15 protein-coding genes and 2 riboswitches are annotated in these 17,248 nt (G+C 63.8%); of the genes, 14 read left to right on the top strand and 1 reads right to left on the bottom strand.

The window, feature by feature from the left end:
- Nucleotides 1-359 precede the first annotated feature (359 nt).
- The 3 genes from cobT to cobC all read left to right on the top strand — a co-directional run bounded on the left by cobT (nucleotide 360) and on the right by cobC (nucleotide 2,875).
- Entirely contained in the window at nucleotides 360-1,397 is a 1,038-nt protein-coding gene (gene cobT / locus IEV38_RS10140) for a nicotinate-nucleotide--dimethylbenzimidazole phosphoribosyltransferase (RefSeq protein WP_188396047.1), read from the top strand.
- Nucleotides 1,398-1,411: 14 nt separating this feature from the next.
- The gene (locus tag IEV38_RS10145) at nucleotides 1,412-2,224 is read left to right on the top strand and encodes an adenosylcobinamide-GDP ribazoletransferase (RefSeq protein ID WP_229728978.1); all 813 of its coding nucleotides are present in this window, start codon (nucleotides 1,412-1,414) and stop codon (nucleotides 2,222-2,224) included.
- A gap of 96 nt (nucleotides 2,225-2,320) precedes the next feature.
- A complete protein-coding gene (cobC, locus tag IEV38_RS10150; protein ID WP_188396048.1) occupies nucleotides 2,321-2,875 on the top strand; it encodes an alpha-ribazole phosphatase family protein in 555 nt (184 codons plus the stop codon).
- A 48-nt stretch (nucleotides 2,876-2,923) separates the two neighbouring features.
- Here the strand turns inward: cobC and IEV38_RS10155 are convergent, their stop codons facing one another.
- Nucleotides 2,924-3,721, bottom strand: coding sequence for a BUD32 family EKC/KEOPS complex subunit (locus IEV38_RS10155; protein ID WP_188396049.1), 798 nt, complete (start codon nucleotides 3,719-3,721; stop codon nucleotides 2,924-2,926).
- Nucleotides 3,722-3,841: 120 nt separating this feature from the next.
- Nucleotides 3,842-4,056, top strand: a riboswitch (cobalamin riboswitch).
- A gap of 81 nt (nucleotides 4,057-4,137) precedes the next feature.
- Here IEV38_RS10155 and IEV38_RS10160 point away from each other — a divergent pair.
- From IEV38_RS10160 to IEV38_RS10210, 11 genes are all read left to right on the top strand, one after another.
- Nucleotides 4,138-6,078, top strand: coding sequence for a TonB-dependent receptor family protein (locus IEV38_RS10160; protein WP_188396050.1), 1,941 nt, complete (start codon nucleotides 4,138-4,140; stop codon nucleotides 6,076-6,078).
- A gap of 54 nt (nucleotides 6,079-6,132) precedes the next feature.
- A riboswitch (cobalamin riboswitch) is annotated at nucleotides 6,133-6,348 on the top strand.
- 164 nt (nucleotides 6,349-6,512) lie between these two features.
- Complete coding sequence (locus tag IEV38_RS10165; RefSeq protein ID WP_188396051.1) at nucleotides 6,513-8,426, top strand: TonB-dependent receptor plug domain-containing protein; 1,914 nt, start codon at nucleotides 6,513-6,515, stop codon at nucleotides 8,424-8,426.
- A gap of 108 nt (nucleotides 8,427-8,534) precedes the next feature.
- Entirely contained in the window at nucleotides 8,535-9,584 is a 1,050-nt protein-coding gene (locus IEV38_RS10170) for a FecCD family ABC transporter permease (protein WP_371869859.1), read from the top strand.
- Nucleotides 9,581-10,375 carry an ABC transporter ATP-binding protein gene (locus IEV38_RS10175; protein WP_229728971.1) on the top strand — a complete coding sequence of 265 codons (795 nt, stop codon included), beginning with the start codon at nucleotides 9,581-9,583 and terminating at the stop codon, nucleotides 10,373-10,375. The genes IEV38_RS10170 and IEV38_RS10175 overlap by 4 nt, the downstream gene beginning before the upstream one ends.
- Nucleotides 10,372-11,010, top strand: a complete 639-nt coding sequence (gene cobO / locus IEV38_RS10180) for a cob(I)yrinic acid a,c-diamide adenosyltransferase (RefSeq protein ID WP_188396052.1) — start codon at nucleotides 10,372-10,374, stop codon at nucleotides 11,008-11,010. The genes IEV38_RS10175 and cobO overlap by 4 nt, the downstream gene beginning before the upstream one ends.
- Nucleotides 11,011-11,012: 2 nt before the next feature.
- Nucleotides 11,013-12,308 carry a cobyrinic acid a,c-diamide synthase CobB gene (locus tag IEV38_RS10185; RefSeq protein ID WP_188396053.1) on the top strand — a complete coding sequence of 432 codons (1,296 nt, stop codon included), beginning with the start codon at nucleotides 11,013-11,015 and terminating at the stop codon, nucleotides 12,306-12,308.
- Nucleotides 12,305-12,853 carry a bifunctional adenosylcobinamide kinase/adenosylcobinamide-phosphate guanylyltransferase gene (cobU, locus tag IEV38_RS10190; RefSeq protein ID WP_188396054.1) on the top strand — a complete coding sequence of 183 codons (549 nt, stop codon included), beginning with the start codon at nucleotides 12,305-12,307 and terminating at the stop codon, nucleotides 12,851-12,853. Before IEV38_RS10185 ends, cobU begins: the two co-directional genes overlap by 4 nt.
- 1 nt (nucleotide 12,854) lies before the next feature.
- On the top strand, nucleotides 12,855-13,796 hold the full coding sequence (gene cbiB / locus IEV38_RS10195) for an adenosylcobinamide-phosphate synthase CbiB (RefSeq protein WP_188396055.1): 942 nt from the start codon (nucleotides 12,855-12,857) through the stop codon (nucleotides 13,794-13,796).
- On the top strand, nucleotides 13,789-14,784 hold the full coding sequence (gene cobD, locus IEV38_RS10200; protein ID WP_188396056.1) for a threonine-phosphate decarboxylase CobD: 996 nt from the start codon (nucleotides 13,789-13,791) through the stop codon (nucleotides 14,782-14,784). Before cbiB ends, cobD begins: the two co-directional genes overlap by 8 nt.
- On the top strand, nucleotides 14,781-15,671 hold the full coding sequence (locus tag IEV38_RS10205) for a cobalamin-binding protein (RefSeq protein ID WP_188396057.1): 891 nt from the start codon (nucleotides 14,781-14,783) through the stop codon (nucleotides 15,669-15,671). Before cobD ends, IEV38_RS10205 begins: the two co-directional genes overlap by 4 nt.
- 7 nt (nucleotides 15,672-15,678) lie before the next feature.
- A complete protein-coding gene (locus IEV38_RS10210) occupies nucleotides 15,679-17,124 on the top strand; it encodes a cobyric acid synthase (RefSeq protein WP_188396058.1) in 1,446 nt (481 codons plus the stop codon).
- The last annotated feature ends 124 nt before the right edge of the window (nucleotides 17,125-17,248 follow it).

Here is a 17,248-nt window from a genome sequence, read left to right on the forward strand (position 1 = left end):
GCGGCGCGGCCGATAATTTGAGCAATGCAGGCGGATTATTGAAGTTGTCTACAGGCAATCATAGCCGGATTTGAGAGGGTGGCATAGCCGGGCGGGCAAGATGCCGCACGCTGGCAACACTTGTTAAATATGGTGAAATATCGTGGCAGGAAAGTCATGGCACACGGTGCATTTCCAATGCCGCCACACTTTTGCCTGTTCCGCGACCTTGGCGCAACGGTCGCGTTTGACGCCCCCGAGCGCCGCGCATACACTGCTGCTGGTTTTCCGCACGCGCGCTTGTCTTCGCGACAAGTGCTGCGGGCTTCCCTCCGATTCAACGATTTTCAAAGGACCGTGCAGCTCGCTGTGCGTCACGCATGACCATCCCCCCCATTCCCGCCGCCGGCGATGCCGCGCTCGACCATGCGTTGCGTGCAGCCATCGACGGCAAGACCAAGCCGCCGGGCAGCCTCGGCATGCTCGAAACGCTCGCACGCCGGATCGGCCTGATCCAGCAGACCGTGCAGCCGCGCATCGTGGAACCGGCGCTGCTGGTATTCGCCGGCGACCACGGTGTGGTCGAGGAGGGCGTGTCTGCCTATCCGCAGAGCGTGACCTGGCAGATGGTCGAGAACTTCCTGGCCGGCGGCGCAGCCATCAACGTCTTTGCGCGCCAGAACGGTTGCGCGCTGCGGATCGTCGATGCCGGCGTCAACCACGACTTCGGTGCGCGCGCGGGCCTGATCGATCGCAAGGTCGCGCACGGCACGCGCAACTTCGCGCGCGAGGCGGCCATGACGCTGGCGCAGTGCGCGCAGGCGATGGCGCACGGTGCGGCGCTTGTCGCCGAGATGCCCGGCAACGTGATCGGCTTTGGCGAAATGGGCATCGCCAACACCACCTCGGCGGCCGCCGTCATGCATGCGCTGACCGGCCTGCCTGCCGCGGCTTGCGTCGGTGCCGGCACCGGCCTGTCGGCGGATGGCGTGCGGCACAAGCAGCAGGTGGTCGAGCGCGCAGTCGCGTTGCATGCCGGCGCGCGCGCGCCGCTCGAGGTGCTGGCCGCCTTCGGCGGCTTCGAGATCGCGATGATCACCGGTGCCATGCTGGAAGCAGCGCGGCGCAGGATGGTGCTGGTGATCGACGGCTTCATCATCACCAGCGCCTTGCTGGTGGCGGCACGGCTGCAGCCGGCGATTCTGGACTATTGCGTGTTTGCGCATTGCTCGGACGAGCACGGACATCGCCAGCTGCTCGACGCACTCGGCGTACAGCCGCTGTTGCAGATGGGCTTGCGTCTCGGCGAGGGCACCGGCAGCGTGCTGGCGTTGCCGATGTTGCACGCCGCCGTGAATTTCCTGAACGAGATGGCGACCTTCGAGTCGGCCGCTGTCAGCAACCGAAGTGCCGGATAGGCGGGAGCAGGATGATGGAACCGGATCTGTTCGAGGAAGAAGACATGGGCGAGCGCGTCAGGCACGAGCTGCGGCTGTTCTTCGTTGCGCTGCAGTTCTTCACGCGCCTGCCCGTGCCGCGCTGGGTCGGCTACGATCCGCGCTGGCTGTCGCAGGCGGCGCGCTATTTCCCGGCAGTGGGGCTGGTGGTCGGGCTGCTGCTGGCGCTGGTCTATATCCTCGCCACGCTGCTGTGGCCGCAGGCGGTGGCGGTGCTGCTGTCCATGGTGGCCGGCCTGCTGCTGACGGGCGCGTTCCACGAGGACGGCTTTGCCGATACCTGCGACGGTTTCGGCGGCGGCAGCACGCCCGAGCGCGTGCTGGAAATCATGAAGGATTCGCGCATCGGCGCCTACGGCGCGATCGGCATCATGCTGATGCTGGGACTGAAGGCGACCACGCTGGCGACGCTACCACCGGCCACCGTGGTGGCGGCGCTGGTGCTCGCGCATCCGCTGTCGCGCCTGTGCGCCGTGAGCCTGATCTGGCGCATGGCGTACGTCAGGGACGAAGGCAAGTCCAAGCCGATTGCCGAACGCATGTCGTCGCGCGAGTTCGGCATCGCTGCCGTCACCGTGGTGCCGGCGCTGTTGCTGGTGCTGGTATCGGGCTGGATTCCGTTCGATGGCATCGTGGTCGGCGTGCTGCTGGCGGCGGGGGCGATGTTCTGGATGGCAAGAATGTTCAGGCGCCGCATCGGCGGCTATACTGGCGACTGCCTGGGCGCCGTGCAGCAGATCGCCGAGCTTGCGTTCTACCTGGGAGTGCTGACCGCCATTGCCTATTAACCCTGGAAACGCGTGTCGTCATGTCATGCCCGGCACGCCGATGACGCCATTGGCGCGCGCATCCAGCTACCGTTTTCAGGTTGAACGAGGTCCGCCATGCATCTCTACCTGATCCGCCATCCGCGTCCCACGGTCCCCCCCAAGGTCTGTTACGGACGCACCGACCTTGCCGTGGCGCAGGAAGAGATCGCCTCGGTCAAGGCGGCGCTGCTGCCACACCTGCCGCGCCATGCGCGGCTTTTTTCCAGCCCTCTGCGGCGCTGTACCGATCTGTCAGACAGTCTGGCGCAGGAACTCGATTGCGAAACCGCGACGCGCGACGAGCGCCTCGCCGAGATGCATTTCGGCGACTGGGAAATGCGCGCCTGGGACGATATTCCGCGTCCCGATATCGATGCTTGGGCCAGCGACATGGCCGGTTACCGGCCCGGCGGTGGCGAAAGCGTGCTCGAAGTCGCGCAGCGCGTGCGCGATTTTCGCGATGAATTGTCGGGGATGCAGATCGAACACGCGATCGTCGTCTGCCATGCCGGCATCATCCGTCTGCTGGCTGCCTGCGAACATGGCTTGTCGGTGCCCGAGATGGCGCGCTACGCGGCGCAGAAGCCGCACAAGATTCGCTATGGCGAACTGCTGATCGTGGATTGCTGAAGCGGACGTGCTGCTGCGCGTCCGTGTCTTCTTCGTGTCGGGTACGTATCAGAAAATGGCGCGTTCGCGCCTTGCTTCGACTGCCACACGATGCAGTGCATTGGCGGCTGCCTGTGCCGCCACCACATCGCGTCCCCATGGCTTGCGTTTGCTTGGCAGGATGCGCAGCCAGCCGAAGGTGCGTGCCGCGCGCAGCACTTCGTGCAGCACGGCGGGCTGGTCCTTGTGCAGGTAGCGCAGGAAGATGGTGGCGATGTGCTCGGGCGACATCTGCAGGATGTAGGCGGTCGAATGCAGGTACAGCACCCAGTCGCGTGCCTGTGCCGAGGACAGAGGCATGCTCTTGGTCGGATCGTCCTCGAAGTCGATGAAGCTGACCTTGCCATCATGCCAGATCATGTTGCGCGCAAAGCACTGGCTGGCGGTCTGCCCCAGGCGATGCAGGGCCAGAATGGCATTCAGCCCGCTTTCCCAGTAACGCTGTCCGATGTCTGCATGCTCGCGCAGCATGTGATCGAGCGAGGTCGCGCCGAGGAAGGAGAGGGCAAACCAGTTCGGCGTGACATGCAGTATCTCCGGCACTGATGCACCCGCCGCCTTCAGGCTCTGCAATCGCATTACTTCGATCTTTTGCGCCTCCGTGCCGCCGGGTGCCGGAACGGCGCGCAGCATCGGCTGCCCGAGTATTGCCGCCAGCGTATCGAGCACGGGATAACCCCAGTGCTTGAGCGGCGGTTCGAGCTGCTTGACGATGATCGGTGCGCCATCGAGTTCCAGCAGATGTGTACGCCCGGCCCTGATGGCGAGTTGTGCTTCGACGGATTGTTGCTGTGCGGGTGTGAACATGGATGACGGGGCTTGCGGGCGAGGGAGAATTATAGATCAGCGGCCTGCGGCGAGCGTCGCCGATTGTTGCCGTGTGTGCGTTTGCCAACGCAGGTCATTGCGGCCGATCTGCGCGTGCACGTACAATGGCGCCGTTCTGGTGCCCGCGATCGTGTCCACGATCGCAGTTAAACGGGAAACACGAGGCCGCAAGGCTGGCGTGTGCTGCCCCCGCAACGGTCATCAAGCGTCACGGTTTCGTGACACGTCGCCTCTCGCGCCACTGTGCGTTCGCATGGGAAGGCAAGGCGACTGTGCTTGACAGCCCGGATACCGGCCAGAACGGGTGGAAGCAGCGAGCGAATTGATCCCGTCGCGCTCTTCCGTTGGCGTACCTTGCGGGGAAGCAGGGTGCGTGCTCTTTTTAAGACATTATCATGACATCCGTTCCGCACCACTGCAGCGTCGCTGCCATGAAGCCGCTCACGCTTGCTTCCTTCCTTTTCATGCTGACTTCTCCCGCAGTTGCACAGGTCGAGAGCGGTCAGAGGCTTTCCACGGTGACTGTGTCCGAATCGCGCTTTGAAAGCGATTCGCCAGCAATCGGCGCGACGGTCATCACTGCTGATCAGATCCGGCAGACTGGCGTTTCTAATGTTAATGAGGCAATCCGGAAGATCGCAGGTGTCTATGGCCGGCAGAACATGGCAGGCGCGTCCGACTACCAGATCGACCTGCGAGGATTCGGTGCATTCAGCGATCAGAATATCGTCGTGCTGGTGGATGGGATTCGTCTTTCCGACAACGAGCAGGTTACCGCGATCATGTCCTCGATCCCGATCGAGATCGTCGAGCGCATCGAGATCGTGCGCGGTGGCAGCAGTGTGTTGTACGGCGACGGCGCTACTGGTGGCACGATCAACATCATGACCAAAAAAGGGCTGCGTAACGGCACGCGAGGTTCCGTGTTTGCCGAAGCGGGCAGTTTCGACTATCGCGAACTGCGGGCATCCCTGGCTCAGGGTTGGGACAAGTTTTCCCTTGATGCAAATCTGGGATCGCTGCGGACAGACAACTATCGTCAGAACAACGAACTGAGGCAGGATAATTTCAGCGGTGGATTGCAATGGGCGGATGCGGGATCGCGCATCGGCTTCAGGGTGGATTCCAGTCGGCAGGACGCGCGATTCCCAGGAGCGTTGACTGAAATGCAGTATCGGGAAAATCTGCGGCAGACCAATTCACCTGACGAATACGGCAGCTTCGACATGGACCGCTACACGCTTTCTGGACAGACGCAGCTTGGTGCATGGCTGCTGGCAGCCGATTTGTCGCAGCGGACCAAGAGCGTGGAGTTTTTCCAATTCGGCTCTCGCACGACATACGACACCACAGTCACGCAATTCTCGCCGCGTGTGCGGCACACCGGTACATTCGGAAATGTCGCCAATGAACTGGTGGCAGGACTGGACTTCGCGCGTTCCAATCGCGTCAGGGATGCTTCCTACGCGAATGATGATTTCACGCAACGTTCGACAGCGTTTTATCTGCGTGACGAACTGCGCTTCGAGAAGGCGAGAATTGCTGTCGGCGGCAGGCATGAGAAGTTCAAGCAAAAGACAATCGATCCGATACCTTTCGGGACCAACTATGAAGCAGAGCATTCGCTGAATGCGTGGACACTGGAAGGATCATATGCTTTCGCATCGGACCTGATGGCCTATGCAAAAGCAGGGCGCAGTTATCGCATGCCGAATATCGACGACAACGCCTTCCTGTCCGCGCCTTTGTTGCCGCAAACCTCGCAGGATAGAGAGATTGGCGTGAAGTTCGGTGCGACTGATGCCACACAACTGGATGTCAGGTTGTTTCAGCACAAATTGAAAAACGAGATTCTTTATGACGCCAACGCGTTTTCCAATGTCAATCTCGACTCAACCGAGCGCAAGGGGTTGGAAGTGGAGGGCAGCCTGCGTTTTGCCGATGTCTTCAAGCTGTCTGCCGTACTGCAGCATGTGTCTGCCAAATTCACTGAGGGACCCAACAAGGGTAATCGGGTAGTGCTCGTGCCGAAGAACACGGCAACGTTGCGCCTATACTGGTTGCCTGATAATCGGCAGAACGCTGATCTTGGCGTGCAGTGGGTGGATACGCAACGTTATGGTGGGGATTTCTCGAATACATGCGATGCGCGCATTCCGGCACACGCCGTGGTCGATGCACGTTATGCCCGGAAGTTCGGTCCCTGGGAATTTGCCATCACTGGTGCCAACCTGACTGACAAGGATTACTTCACGCAAGCTTTTGGCGCTTGCCGCAGCGGTATTTATCCTGAGGCGGGACGGTCCGTGCGTATATCGGCAAGACTCGACTTCTGATCCTGTGATGCGCATCTGCGCAACACATTGGTTGCGGCAGGGTGGAATAGTCCGTTAAACTTGCGCCGTTCTGGTGCCCGCGGCCATGTCCATAGCCGCAGTTAAACGGGAAACACGAAGCCTCGAGCCAACGTGTGCTGCCCCCGCAACGGTAAACAAGCGTCGCCACTTCGGTGACAGATCGTCTCCTCACGCCACTGTGTCTATTCATGGGAAGGCCGGACGATTGTGCTTGTCAGCCCGGATACCGGCCAGGACAGGTGGAAATGCCGCGAACGGGGAGTGTCGCGACGCGATCTTGCAAGTCCGGTTTGTCCGCGCTCCTGCCGTTTCGGTCGTCGCTCTCCTTGATCCTATCTGGTCGCTGTTCGCGCTTTCCTTGGATTCAGCCTGCGGGGAGGTAGGCTGAGCAAGCATCTTCTCGAAAAGTCATCATGTCCGTATCCGTTTCACGGAGCGCCGCTCGCGCGTTTCCGCCGCTCGCCATTGCCCTGGCCGTTTCTTCCATTTTTTCCACGCCGGCCCTTGCTCAGGCTGCACATCCGGAATCCCTAGAGGCCGTGGTGGTGACGGCTTCGCGTACACCACAGAAAGCGGGTGAGGTGCTTGCCGATCATATCGTCATCACTGCAGAGGAGATTCGCGAATCCGGTCAGACGTCTCTTGCCGACCTGCTGCAGACCAAGCGCAGTATCGAGATCAAGCGCAACGGTGGCCCCGGTACCGATACCGAAGTCTATATTCGTGGTGGCAATGGCAAGCAGACTCTGTTGCTGATTGATGGTGTGCGGAGTGTTTCTTCCACGTCTGGTACCGCAATGTGGTCTGCCGTTCCGTTGTCGCAGATCGAACGCGTGGAAATCGTGATGGGGCCATTGAGCAGCCTGTATGGCGCGGATGCGGTTGGTGGCGTGATACAGGTGTTCACCAAGAAAGGTCATGGCGCACCGCAACTGACTTTTTCGGCGGGGGCTGGTTCCGATGGCGAGCAGGCATACAGTGCCGGTATTTCCGGTTCGACCGAGGGCGATCACCGCGTTCGCTATTCCCTGAATGCGTCGCACGAGAAAGCGGATGGTTTTTCGGTGCGTCCGGCACGAGTGGTGAATCCCTCCACCGGCAGCGTAACCTCCTACGATCCGGACAAGGATGGTTACACCAAGCGCAGTCTGAATGGTCAGGTCTCCTGGGAGCTGGCGCAGGGACACGAGATTGGCGCCATGTTCCTCAATAGCTATAACCGTGCCGACATCGATAACTCCGGTATCCCGGTGTTCAAGCCTTACATGGTCAATGAGGTGGATGTCTATTCGGCATACAGTCGCAATCGCTTGTCGGACAACTGGATCAGTTTGTTCCAGGTGTCGCGATCCTATACGCGCCAGCAGAGTTTTTCCTCGGCCACGCCGGGTGTGAATAATTCCAAGCAGGACAATTTCAGCTGGCAGAACGATATTTCCATCGGCAAGGACTTGCTGCAGGTATTGCTGGAACGGCGCGAGGAGAGTGTCTTCAATACTGCCCAGGCATTGCAGAACCGGAGCCGGAACAACAACTCCATCGCATTTGCCTATCAGGCCAATCGTGGCAATCACCAGGGCAGTGCCAGCGTGCGCTATGACGATAGTTCGGTTTATGGCTCCAAGGTGACCGGCGGACTCGGCTATGGGTACCGCTTCGACCAGAACTGGCGCGTCAACGGCAGTGTGGCGACGAGCTTCCGCGCGCCGACCTATAACGATCTCTATTATGCGTATTCCGGGAATCCTACCTATGGCAATCCCGATGCGAAGCCGGAGAAGGGCAAGAATGCCGAAATTGGCGTGCACTATGACAACGGCCGAACCCATTTCAGTGCCGTTTATTACCGGAATGCGTTGACGGACATGCTGGCAGCCGAGCCATGCGCCAACGGTGCTCCGGGTCAGTGCACCTATAACGTCGATAGGGCCTTGCTGACTGGCGTATCGCTGGAAGCCGGCAGCAGATTCGGCAGCTATCGCCTGTTCGGTTCGCTTGATATCCAGGATCCGCGTGATGAAACGACCGATACGCTGATCGCGCGCCGCGCTAAATACCATGGCACGGTTGGCTTCAGCCACACGGCGGGCGCGATCAAATCGGGCGCCGACATTGTTTTTTCCGGATATCGTTACGACCAGAGCGAGCACAAGGATAGATTGGGCGGCTACGCATTGCTGAACCTCCATGCCAGCTATGATCTGAATGACGACTGGCAATTGTTCGGCCGCTGGAACAATGCGCTGGACAAGAAATACGAATTCGCACGCGGTTACCAGACGCAGGGTTCGAACGTCTTTGTGGGTATTCGCTACGGCTTCAAGTAGTCCTTTGTAAAATAGCGGCTGTTCCACGGACGCGCATGCATCGCTTCTATCAAGGCCGATGCATGCGCGAATTTTTATCGGGAAAGAAATCCGCATGGAGTTGACCTCATGACTGCCGCCACGCATCGCATGACGTATGCCGCGCCTCGCAGCGCGGCACGGGCGTGGACGGTCCTTTGCTTGTTGGCGCTGATTTCGCTGGCAAGTCTGGTCATTGCCTGCATCATGGGATCGGTGGCGCTGCCGTTGTCGGAGATCGTCGGCGCATTGCGTGAACTCGCAAACGGCACGTCCTCGACCATGGCCGCCACGCTGGTCGAACTGCGACTGAGCCGCGCGCTGTCGGCCTTCGTCACCGGTGCCACGCTGGCATTGGCCGGCGTGATGATGCAGGCGCTGCTCCGCAATCCCCTGGCCGAACCTTATGTGCTGGGCGTGTCGGGCGGGGCGGCAGTCGGCGCGCTGGGAGCGATGCTGCTGTTCTCGATCGGCTGGCTGGTCGATGTGGCTGCCTTCGGCGGCGCGATCGCGATTTCCTTCCTGCTCTATTTCCTGGCGCGGCGCGATCTGCGCGGCGCCGTGCATTCCGACGGCAGCGCGCCCCTGCTGCTGCTGACCGGCGTGGTGCTCGCTTCCGGCTGCGGCGCGCTGGTGACATTGATGCTGTCGATCGCGCCGGACAATCGTCTGCGCGGCATGGTGTTCTGGCTGATCGGCGATCTGTCGGGTACACAGTTCCGCTGGCTGCCGTGGCTGGTGCTGCTGGCTGCGCTCGCTTTCTCGGCACGCGCGGCGCGTGCCATCAACGTCATGGCGCTGCATGCGGAAGCGGCGGCCACGCTCGGCATCGCGGTTGCCAAATATCGCGTCGGCCTGTTCCTGTGCGCGGCATTGCTGACGGCCAGCGCGGTCAGCAATGCGGGCAGCATCGGCTTCGTCGGTCTGATCGTGCCGCATGCGTGCCGCTTCCTGTTCGGCCCCGATCATCGGCTGCTGCTGCCGGCTGCCACGCTGGTCGGCGGCGCCTTCCTGGTGCTGGCCGATACGCTGGCGCGTACCGTGGTGGCTCCCCAGCAATTGCCGGTCGGTGTCATCACGGCGATGATCGGCGTGCCGGTGTTCCTGCTGCAGTTGCACCAGTTGCGGAGGCGCGCATGACCGTACAAACGGAGGTCGGCATGCACGTGCGCAATCTGCAGCTGCGCGTGGCGGATCGCGTGCTGGTTGACGGACTCGACTGGCGCATCGGCGAGGGCGAATGCTGGTGCGTGATCGGCCGCAACGGCGCCGGCAAGAGCACCCTGCTGCGCACGCTGGCGGGCTTGCGTCCGGCGGAAGATGGAACGGTCGCCATGCATGGAAAGTCGATTGCCGACTGGCCGCTGCAGGACCTGGCGCGCGAGCGCGCCTTTCTGCCGCAGGGGCGCAACGATGCGTTCGGCTATCGCGCGATCGAGATGGTGCTGACCGCGCGCCATCCCTATCATGATGCGGCGTACTGGGAGTCGGACGACGACCATGCCGCCGCGCAGGAAGCCTTGCGGACGATGGATGTGATCGAGCTGGCCGAGCGCGACATCCGCACGCTGTCAGGCGGCGAGCGGCAGCGCGTGGCGATGGCCGCGGTACTGGCGCAGGATACGCCACTGATGCTGCTCGACGAGCCGACCAGCGCGCTCGATCTCGCGCATCAGGTCGGCATGATGAAACTGCTGGCCGAGCTGTGCCGCGCCCGCGGAAGGTCGGTCGTCATGGTCAGCCACGACCTGAATCTGGCGCACGGCGTCGCCACCCATGCACTGCTGCTGATGGGCGACGGCCGCTGGCATGCGGGACCGGTGGACGAGGTGATGCAGGCGCCGCTGTTGAGCGCCTGCCTCGGTCACCCGATCGAGATCGTGCGTCATGGACAACGCGCCATTTACCTGGCGGCGGAGGAAGAACGATGAGTGAAAAAACGGAAGCTGCAGGTGCAGTAAGCGACGACGGTCTCGCCGAACGGCACAACGCGCGCATGGCGCGCAAGAAGGAAGTCGTGGACAAGAAGATCGCCGCTGCCAAGCGCGATGCCGGCGTATTGCTGGTGACCTGCGGCAACGGCAAGGGCAAGAGTTCAAGCGCTTTCGGTATGGTGGCGCGCGCGCTCGGCCATGGCATGAAAGTCGGCGTCGTGCAGTTCATCAAGGGCGCGATCCCGACCGGCGAGGAAAAATTCTTCCGGCGCTTTCCGGAGGAAGTCAGCTTTCACGTGATGGGCGAGGGCTACACCTGGGAAACGCAGAACCGCGAGCGCGACGTCGAGAAGGCGCAGCTTGCATGGGCGCGCGCCAAGGAATTGCTGACGGATGACAGCATCGGTCTGATCGTGCTCGACGAACTCAATATCGCGCTGAAGTACAAGTATCTCGACGTGCAGCAGGTGATCGCCGACCTGCGCGCACGCCCGGCCATGCAGCACGTAGTGGTGACGGGCCGCGGCGCGCCGCCGGAACTGATCGAGGCGGCCGACACCGTGACCGAGATGCAGCTGGTCAAGCATGCATTCGCCGCTGGCATCGCGGCCCAGCCCGGCGTGGAGTGGTGACGATGGCCAGCGCACGCATGCTGATGATCTCCGGCATTGCATCGGGACAGGGCAAGACCACGGTGACCGCCGCCATCGCGCGCAGGCTGGTGCGGGAAGGGCGGCGCGTGCGCGTCTTCAAGACCGGCCCCGATTACCTGGACCCGATGATCCTGCAGCGCGCCTGCGGTGGCGAGGTCTATGCGCTCGACCTGTGGATGGTCGGACTCGACGCCTGCAAGCGCCTGCTGGTCGAGGCGGCCGAGGAAGCCGACGTGGTGCTGATCGAAGGCGTGATGGGACTCTACGACGGCGATCCGTCGTCCGCCGACCTGGCGCAGGCGTTCGGCGTGCCGGTCGTGACCGTGGTCGATGCCGGCAAGATGGCGCGCACGGTCGGCGCCGTGGTGCTCGGCCTGCAGCAGTACGGTCCCGTCAAACTGGCGGGCGTGGTCCTGAACCGTATTGCCAGCGACAACCACCGCAACCAGATCGTGCAGGGACTGCGGGATATGCCGGTGCTCGCGACCCTGCCCAGGCAGACCGAATCGCTGCCCGAGCGTCATCTTGGTTTGGTGCAGCCCGATGAGATCGCGCATGTCGATCAACTGCTCGACCGGCTGGCCGATGCCATCGCGCTCGACATGCCGGCATGGGAGGCGATCGCGCCGGTCGAAGTCATGCCCGATGAACCGTCCGCGCCACCCGCGCAATTGCTGGCCGGACGCAGGATCGCGGTGGCGCGCGATGCCGCGTTCGCCTTCGCCTATCACGCCAATCTCGCCTGTCTGCGCGCGCTTGGTGCGGAACTGGTTTTCTTCGCGCCGCTGGCCGACGAGCCGGTGCCGGCCGATGCGAATGGCGTTTATATTCCGGGCGGCTACCCGGAACTGCATTGCGCCACGCTGGCGTCCGCTGCGCGCTGGCAGCAGTCGATGCGTGACGCGCACGCGCGCAAGGTGCCGATCCTGGCCGAATGCGGCGGCATGATGGCGATTACCGAATCGATCACCGATGCCGATGGCAAGGCCTGGGCCATGCCTGGCCTGCTGCCGGGGCGCGTCGCGATGCAGCCGCGGATCGCCGGTCTCGGCATGCAGTCGCTGGCGACCGAAGACGGTGAACTGCGCGGCCACGCCTTTCATTATTCGACGCTGGAAACGGGACTGTCGCCGGTCGGCGAAACCATCCGCCGTTCCAACGGCGCGGTCGGCGAGGCCGTCTATCGCCACGGTTCGCTGACGGCCACCTATTTCCACGCCTACTTCGCCTCCAACCCGGCGGCGACGGCACGCCTGTTCCTGCCGGAGCAGGCATGACGCGCATGCTCGTGATCGGCGGCGCGCGCTCGGGCAAGAGCGCGCATGCCGAGGCGCTGGCGCTCGCCAGCGGCCGCAGGCTTGTCTATGTCGCCACCGCGCAATCCGGCGACGAGGAGATGGCGCAGCGCATCGCGCATCACCGTGCGCGCCGCGATCAGGCATGGACCACGGTTGAGGCGCCGATCGCGCTGGCCGAGGCGATCGCACGCCACAGCGCGCCCGATACCGTGGTGCTCGTCGATTGCCTGACGGTATGGCTGTCCAATCTGCTGTTTGCCGAACGGATCGAATTTCCGGAAGTCGGACCGATCGAAGCGCCGGCCGTGTTCCATGCACAACGCGTCGCCTTGCTCGATGCACTGGCAAACGTGCAGGGCGATGTCATCCTGGTCAGCAACGAAGTGGGGCAGGGCATCATCCCGACCGGCGCCGTGACGCGCTGGTATGTCGATGAAGCGGGCCGCCTGAACCAGGCCATCGCGGCCGTGTGCGATCGCGCGGTGCTGGTGGTCGCCGGGCTGCCGCTGCAACTGAAAGGCTGACATGCTGGCTGGCCTGACGTTCGACATGGTGGCGCTGCTGGTCTGGCTCGGTCTTGCGCTCGACCGCCTGCTCGGCGAGCCGCGCCGCTGGCATCCGCTGGCCGGATTCGGCAACGTCGCGGCGCTGATCGAGCGACGCATGAATGACAAGGATGCCGGCCGCCTGCGCGGCATGCTGGCGTGGCTGCTGGCAGTGCTGCCTTTGGTGGCGGCGAGCTGGTTCGCGATCGCGATGCTGGCGCAACTGCATTTCTTCCTTGCGCTGGCGGCGCACGTGCTGATGCTGTACTTCGGCCTCGGCCTGCGCAGCCTGCGCGACCACATCATGCCGATTGCCGCTGCGCTGCAGGCGGGCGACCTGCCGCTGGCGCGCTCGTTGACTTCTCGCATCGTCAGCCGCGACACCGCGCAATTGCCGGAAGCCGATCTCGCCAAGGCCGGTGTCGAATCGCTGCTCGAAAACGGCAACGACGCGGTCTTTGCCACGCTGTTCTGGTTCGTGATCGCCGGCGGTCCCGGCGCCGTGCTGTTCCGGCTCGCGAACACCCTGGATGCGATGTGGGGCTACCGGACTGCGCGCTTCCTGCATTTCGGCTGGGCCGCCGCGCGCATCGACGACCTGCTGAATCTGGCGCCGGCGCGCCTGACCGCCTTGTCCTATGCCGCGCTCGGCAATACGCGGCTCGCCTGGCAATGCTGGCGTGCGCAGGCGCCGCAGTGGAGCAGTCCGAACGCGGGACCGGTGATGGCGGCGGGTGCCGGCGCGCTCGCGATCTCGCTAGGCGGCGCGGCAGTCTATGACGGCGAACTCGAACAACGCCCCACGCTCGGCAGCGGACCACGCGCGACCGGCAAGGACATCGCACGCGCCTGGAAGCTGGTGGCGGGTACAGCTTGGCTGTGGATGGGCGTGATTGGAATAGCGGGAGTGTGCCTTGCTTGAACACGGCGGCAACCTGCAGGCAGCAGTAACGCGCTACGGCATCCCGCGCGACGCATGGATCGATCTGTCCACCGGCATCAATCCGCATGCGTATCCGGTGCCTGCCCTGGCTGCGGATGCCTGGCATCGCCTGCCGGAAGACAGCGAGGTCTTGCTGTCCGCCGCGCGCGACTACTACGGCGCGCCGCGCCTGATCGCGGTCGCCGGTTCGCAGGCCGCGATTCAGGGCCTGCCACAACTGCGCACACGTCATGCGCCTGCTTCCAGGGTCGTGGTTGCCGAACCATCCTATGCCGAACATGCGCATCAATGGCGGCGCGCGGGACATGCGGTGCGCGCCGTCGCGCATGCCGATCTGGCCGATGCCGTGGCGGACTGCGACGTGATGGTGGTCTGCAATCCGAACAATCCGACCGGCGAGACGGTCGCGCCGGCGACGCTGCTGCAATGGGCCGCACAACTGGCGGCGCACGGCGGCTGGTTGATCGTCGATGAGGCATTCGGAGACGTCGTGCCGGAATGGAGCGTGGCAAGCATGGCTGACCGCACCGGGTTGATCGTGCTGCGTTCGGTCGGCAAGTTCTTCGGACTGGCCGGGCTGCGCCTGGGTTTCGTGGTGGCCGAACAGGCGTTGCTGGATGCACTGGCGGAACAACTCGGGCCGTGGAGCGTCAGCGGTCCGGCACAGGAAATCGGTGTGTTGGCCTTGCGCGACCATGCGTGGCAAGAGACGACACGCGCAAACCTGCGTGCGCAGGGCCAACGCCTGCATGCGATGCTGAACGGCTTCGGTTTCCCGGCGCGCGGTTGCGACCTGTTCCAGTACTGGTCGCAGCCTAACCCGGCAACGCTGGCCGATCATCTGGCCGCGCACGGCATCTGGATCAGGCGCTTTGCGCATGGCGTGCGGCTGGGATTGCCCGCGCACGAGGACGAGTGGCAAAAACTGCAGGCCGTGCTGGCCGCGTGGAAGGATGAAAAGGAATGAAGCTGACACACTGGTTTTCGCTGCTGGCACTGGCCGTATCGCTGCCCGCGCAGGCGGTCGTCACGGTGCAGGACGATGCCGGCAAGACGGTTACCCTGGAACGGCCGGCGCAGCGCATCGTCTCGCTGGCGCCGCATGCGACCGAGCTGATCTTTGCCGCCGGCGGCGGCGACCGCATCGTCGGCACGGTCGGCTACAGCGACTATCCGCCGGCCGCGCTCAAGATTCCGCGCGTGGGCAATCACCAGCAAGTCGATATCGAACGCATCATCGCCTCCAAGCCCGATCTGCTGGTGGTCTGGCTGCACGGCAATTCGGAACGCCAGCTCGAGCACGTGCGCAAGCTCGGCATTCCGTTCTACTTCAGCGAGCCGAAGAAGCTCGACGACATTCCGCGCAGCATCGAGCGGCTCGGCGTGCTGATGGGGACCGAGCAGCAGGCGGCCAGGGTTGCGACACAGCAGCGCGCGCGGCTGGCGACGCTGGCCGCGCAATATCGCGAGCGGCCGGTGGTGCGCATGTTCTATCAGGTCTGGGGCAAGCCGATCTACACGCTCAATGGCAGCAACATCATGAGCGACGTGATCCGCCTGTGCGGCGGCGAGAACGTGTTCGCTTCGCTGCCTGTATCGGCGCCGACCGTCAGCACCGAGGCCGTGCTGCTGGAAAACCCGGAAGTCATGATGACCGGCGACCGTCAGGCCGAGAAATCCGGCGGGCTCGAAATCTGGCGGCCCTACAGGAACCTGTTGGCGGTCAGGAACGACAACCTGTTCTCGGTGGATGCCGATCTCGTCAATCGCGCCGGCCCGCGCCTGATCGATGGCGCGGCGATGGTCTGCGAGAAGCTCGAGCAGGCGCGCAGCCGCCGCACGGGCACACCTTAGAGACGGCATGAGCTTCCCGTTCCACACGCTGATGGTGCAGGGCACCACCTCCGACGCCGGCAAGAGCACGCTGGTGGCGGCGCTGTGCCGCCTGCTGGCCGACGAGGGCCTGCGCGTGGCACCGTTCAAGCCGCAGAACATGGCTCTGAACAGCGCGGTGACTGCCGACGGCGGCGAGATCGGCCGCGCGCAGGCGCTGCAGGCCGTTGCCGCGCGCATCGCGCCGCATACCGACATGAATCCGATCCTGCTCAAGCCGTCGAGCGACATCGGCGCGCAGGTGGTCATCCACGGCAAGGTGCGCGCCGACATGAACGCGCGCGACTACCATGCCTACAAGCCGGTCGCGATGCAGGCGGTGCTGGAATCCTATCGTCGCCTGCGCGCGCAGTACGACGCGGTGCTGGTCGAGGGGGCGGGCAGTCCGGCCGAAGTCAATTTGCGCGAGCGCGACATCGCCAACATGGGTTTTGCCGAAGCCGTGGACTCCCCGGTGATCCTGGTGGCCGACATCGATCGCGGCGGCGTGTTCGCGCACCTGATCGGCACACTGGCCTGCCTGTCGGACAGCGAACGCGCGCGCATCGTCGGGTTCGTCATCAACCGTTTCCGCGGCGACCTCTCCCTGCTGGAGCCGGGCCTGCGCTGGCTCGAACAGCAGACCGGCAAGCCGGTGCTCGCGGTGCTGCCGTATCTGCACGGCCTGTTTCTCGATGCCGAGGACGCGGTGGCCTCGGTGCAGGCGCAGCAGGGCGCGTTCCGCGTGGTAGTGCTGGTCATGCCGCGCATCAGCAACCATACCGACTTCGACGCGCTGCGCGCGCATCCGGAAGTCGATCTGCAGATGATCGGGCCGGGCCAGCCGATTCCGCCGGCCGATCTCATCATCCTGCCCGGCAGCAAGCACACGCGCGCCGATCTGGACTGGCTGCGCGCGCAGGGCTGGCAGGCGGCATTGCAGAAACATCTGCGTTACGGCGGCAAGGTCATCGGCATCTGCGGCGGCTACCAGATGCTGGGGCAGGACGTGGCCGATCCGCACGGCGTGGAAGGCGAGGCCGGCATCTCGCCCGGACTTGGTCTGCTGGACGTGACGACCGAACTGACGCGCGAGAAGCGCCTGCAGCAGGTCGGCGGCACCTGCGCCTTCGCGGATGCGCAGGTGGCCGGCTACGAAATCCACATGGGCGTATCCGACGGCCCCGCGCGCGAGCGGCCGGTCTTCTTCATCGACGGCCGACCCGAGGGCGCGCGTTCGGCCGACGACCAGGTGCTCGGCACCTATCTGCACGGCGTGTTCGATACGCCCGCGGCCTGCACGGCGCTGCTCGAATGGGCCGGGCTGCACAGTACGCAGGCGGTGGATACCGCCGCTCTGCGCGAGCAGAGCCTGGACCGCCTCGCCGAGGCCGCACGGCCGCTGCTGCAGGCCCTGAAGGCGCTGTTCGCCTGAATCTTGCCCGTGGCCTGTACGCGTTCTGCGTGCCGAAGCCGCATGGTATTCTTGAACCCGAAATCCTGAAATCAGCGCGCACCGGCCGGCCTCGCGCCGTCATTCCGGCAGCCGCACAACAAGG

The organism is Oxalicibacterium flavum, assembly GCF_014635065.1.
GTDB classification, from domain to species: Bacteria; Pseudomonadota; Gammaproteobacteria; order Burkholderiales; family Burkholderiaceae_D; genus Oxalicibacterium; species Oxalicibacterium flavum.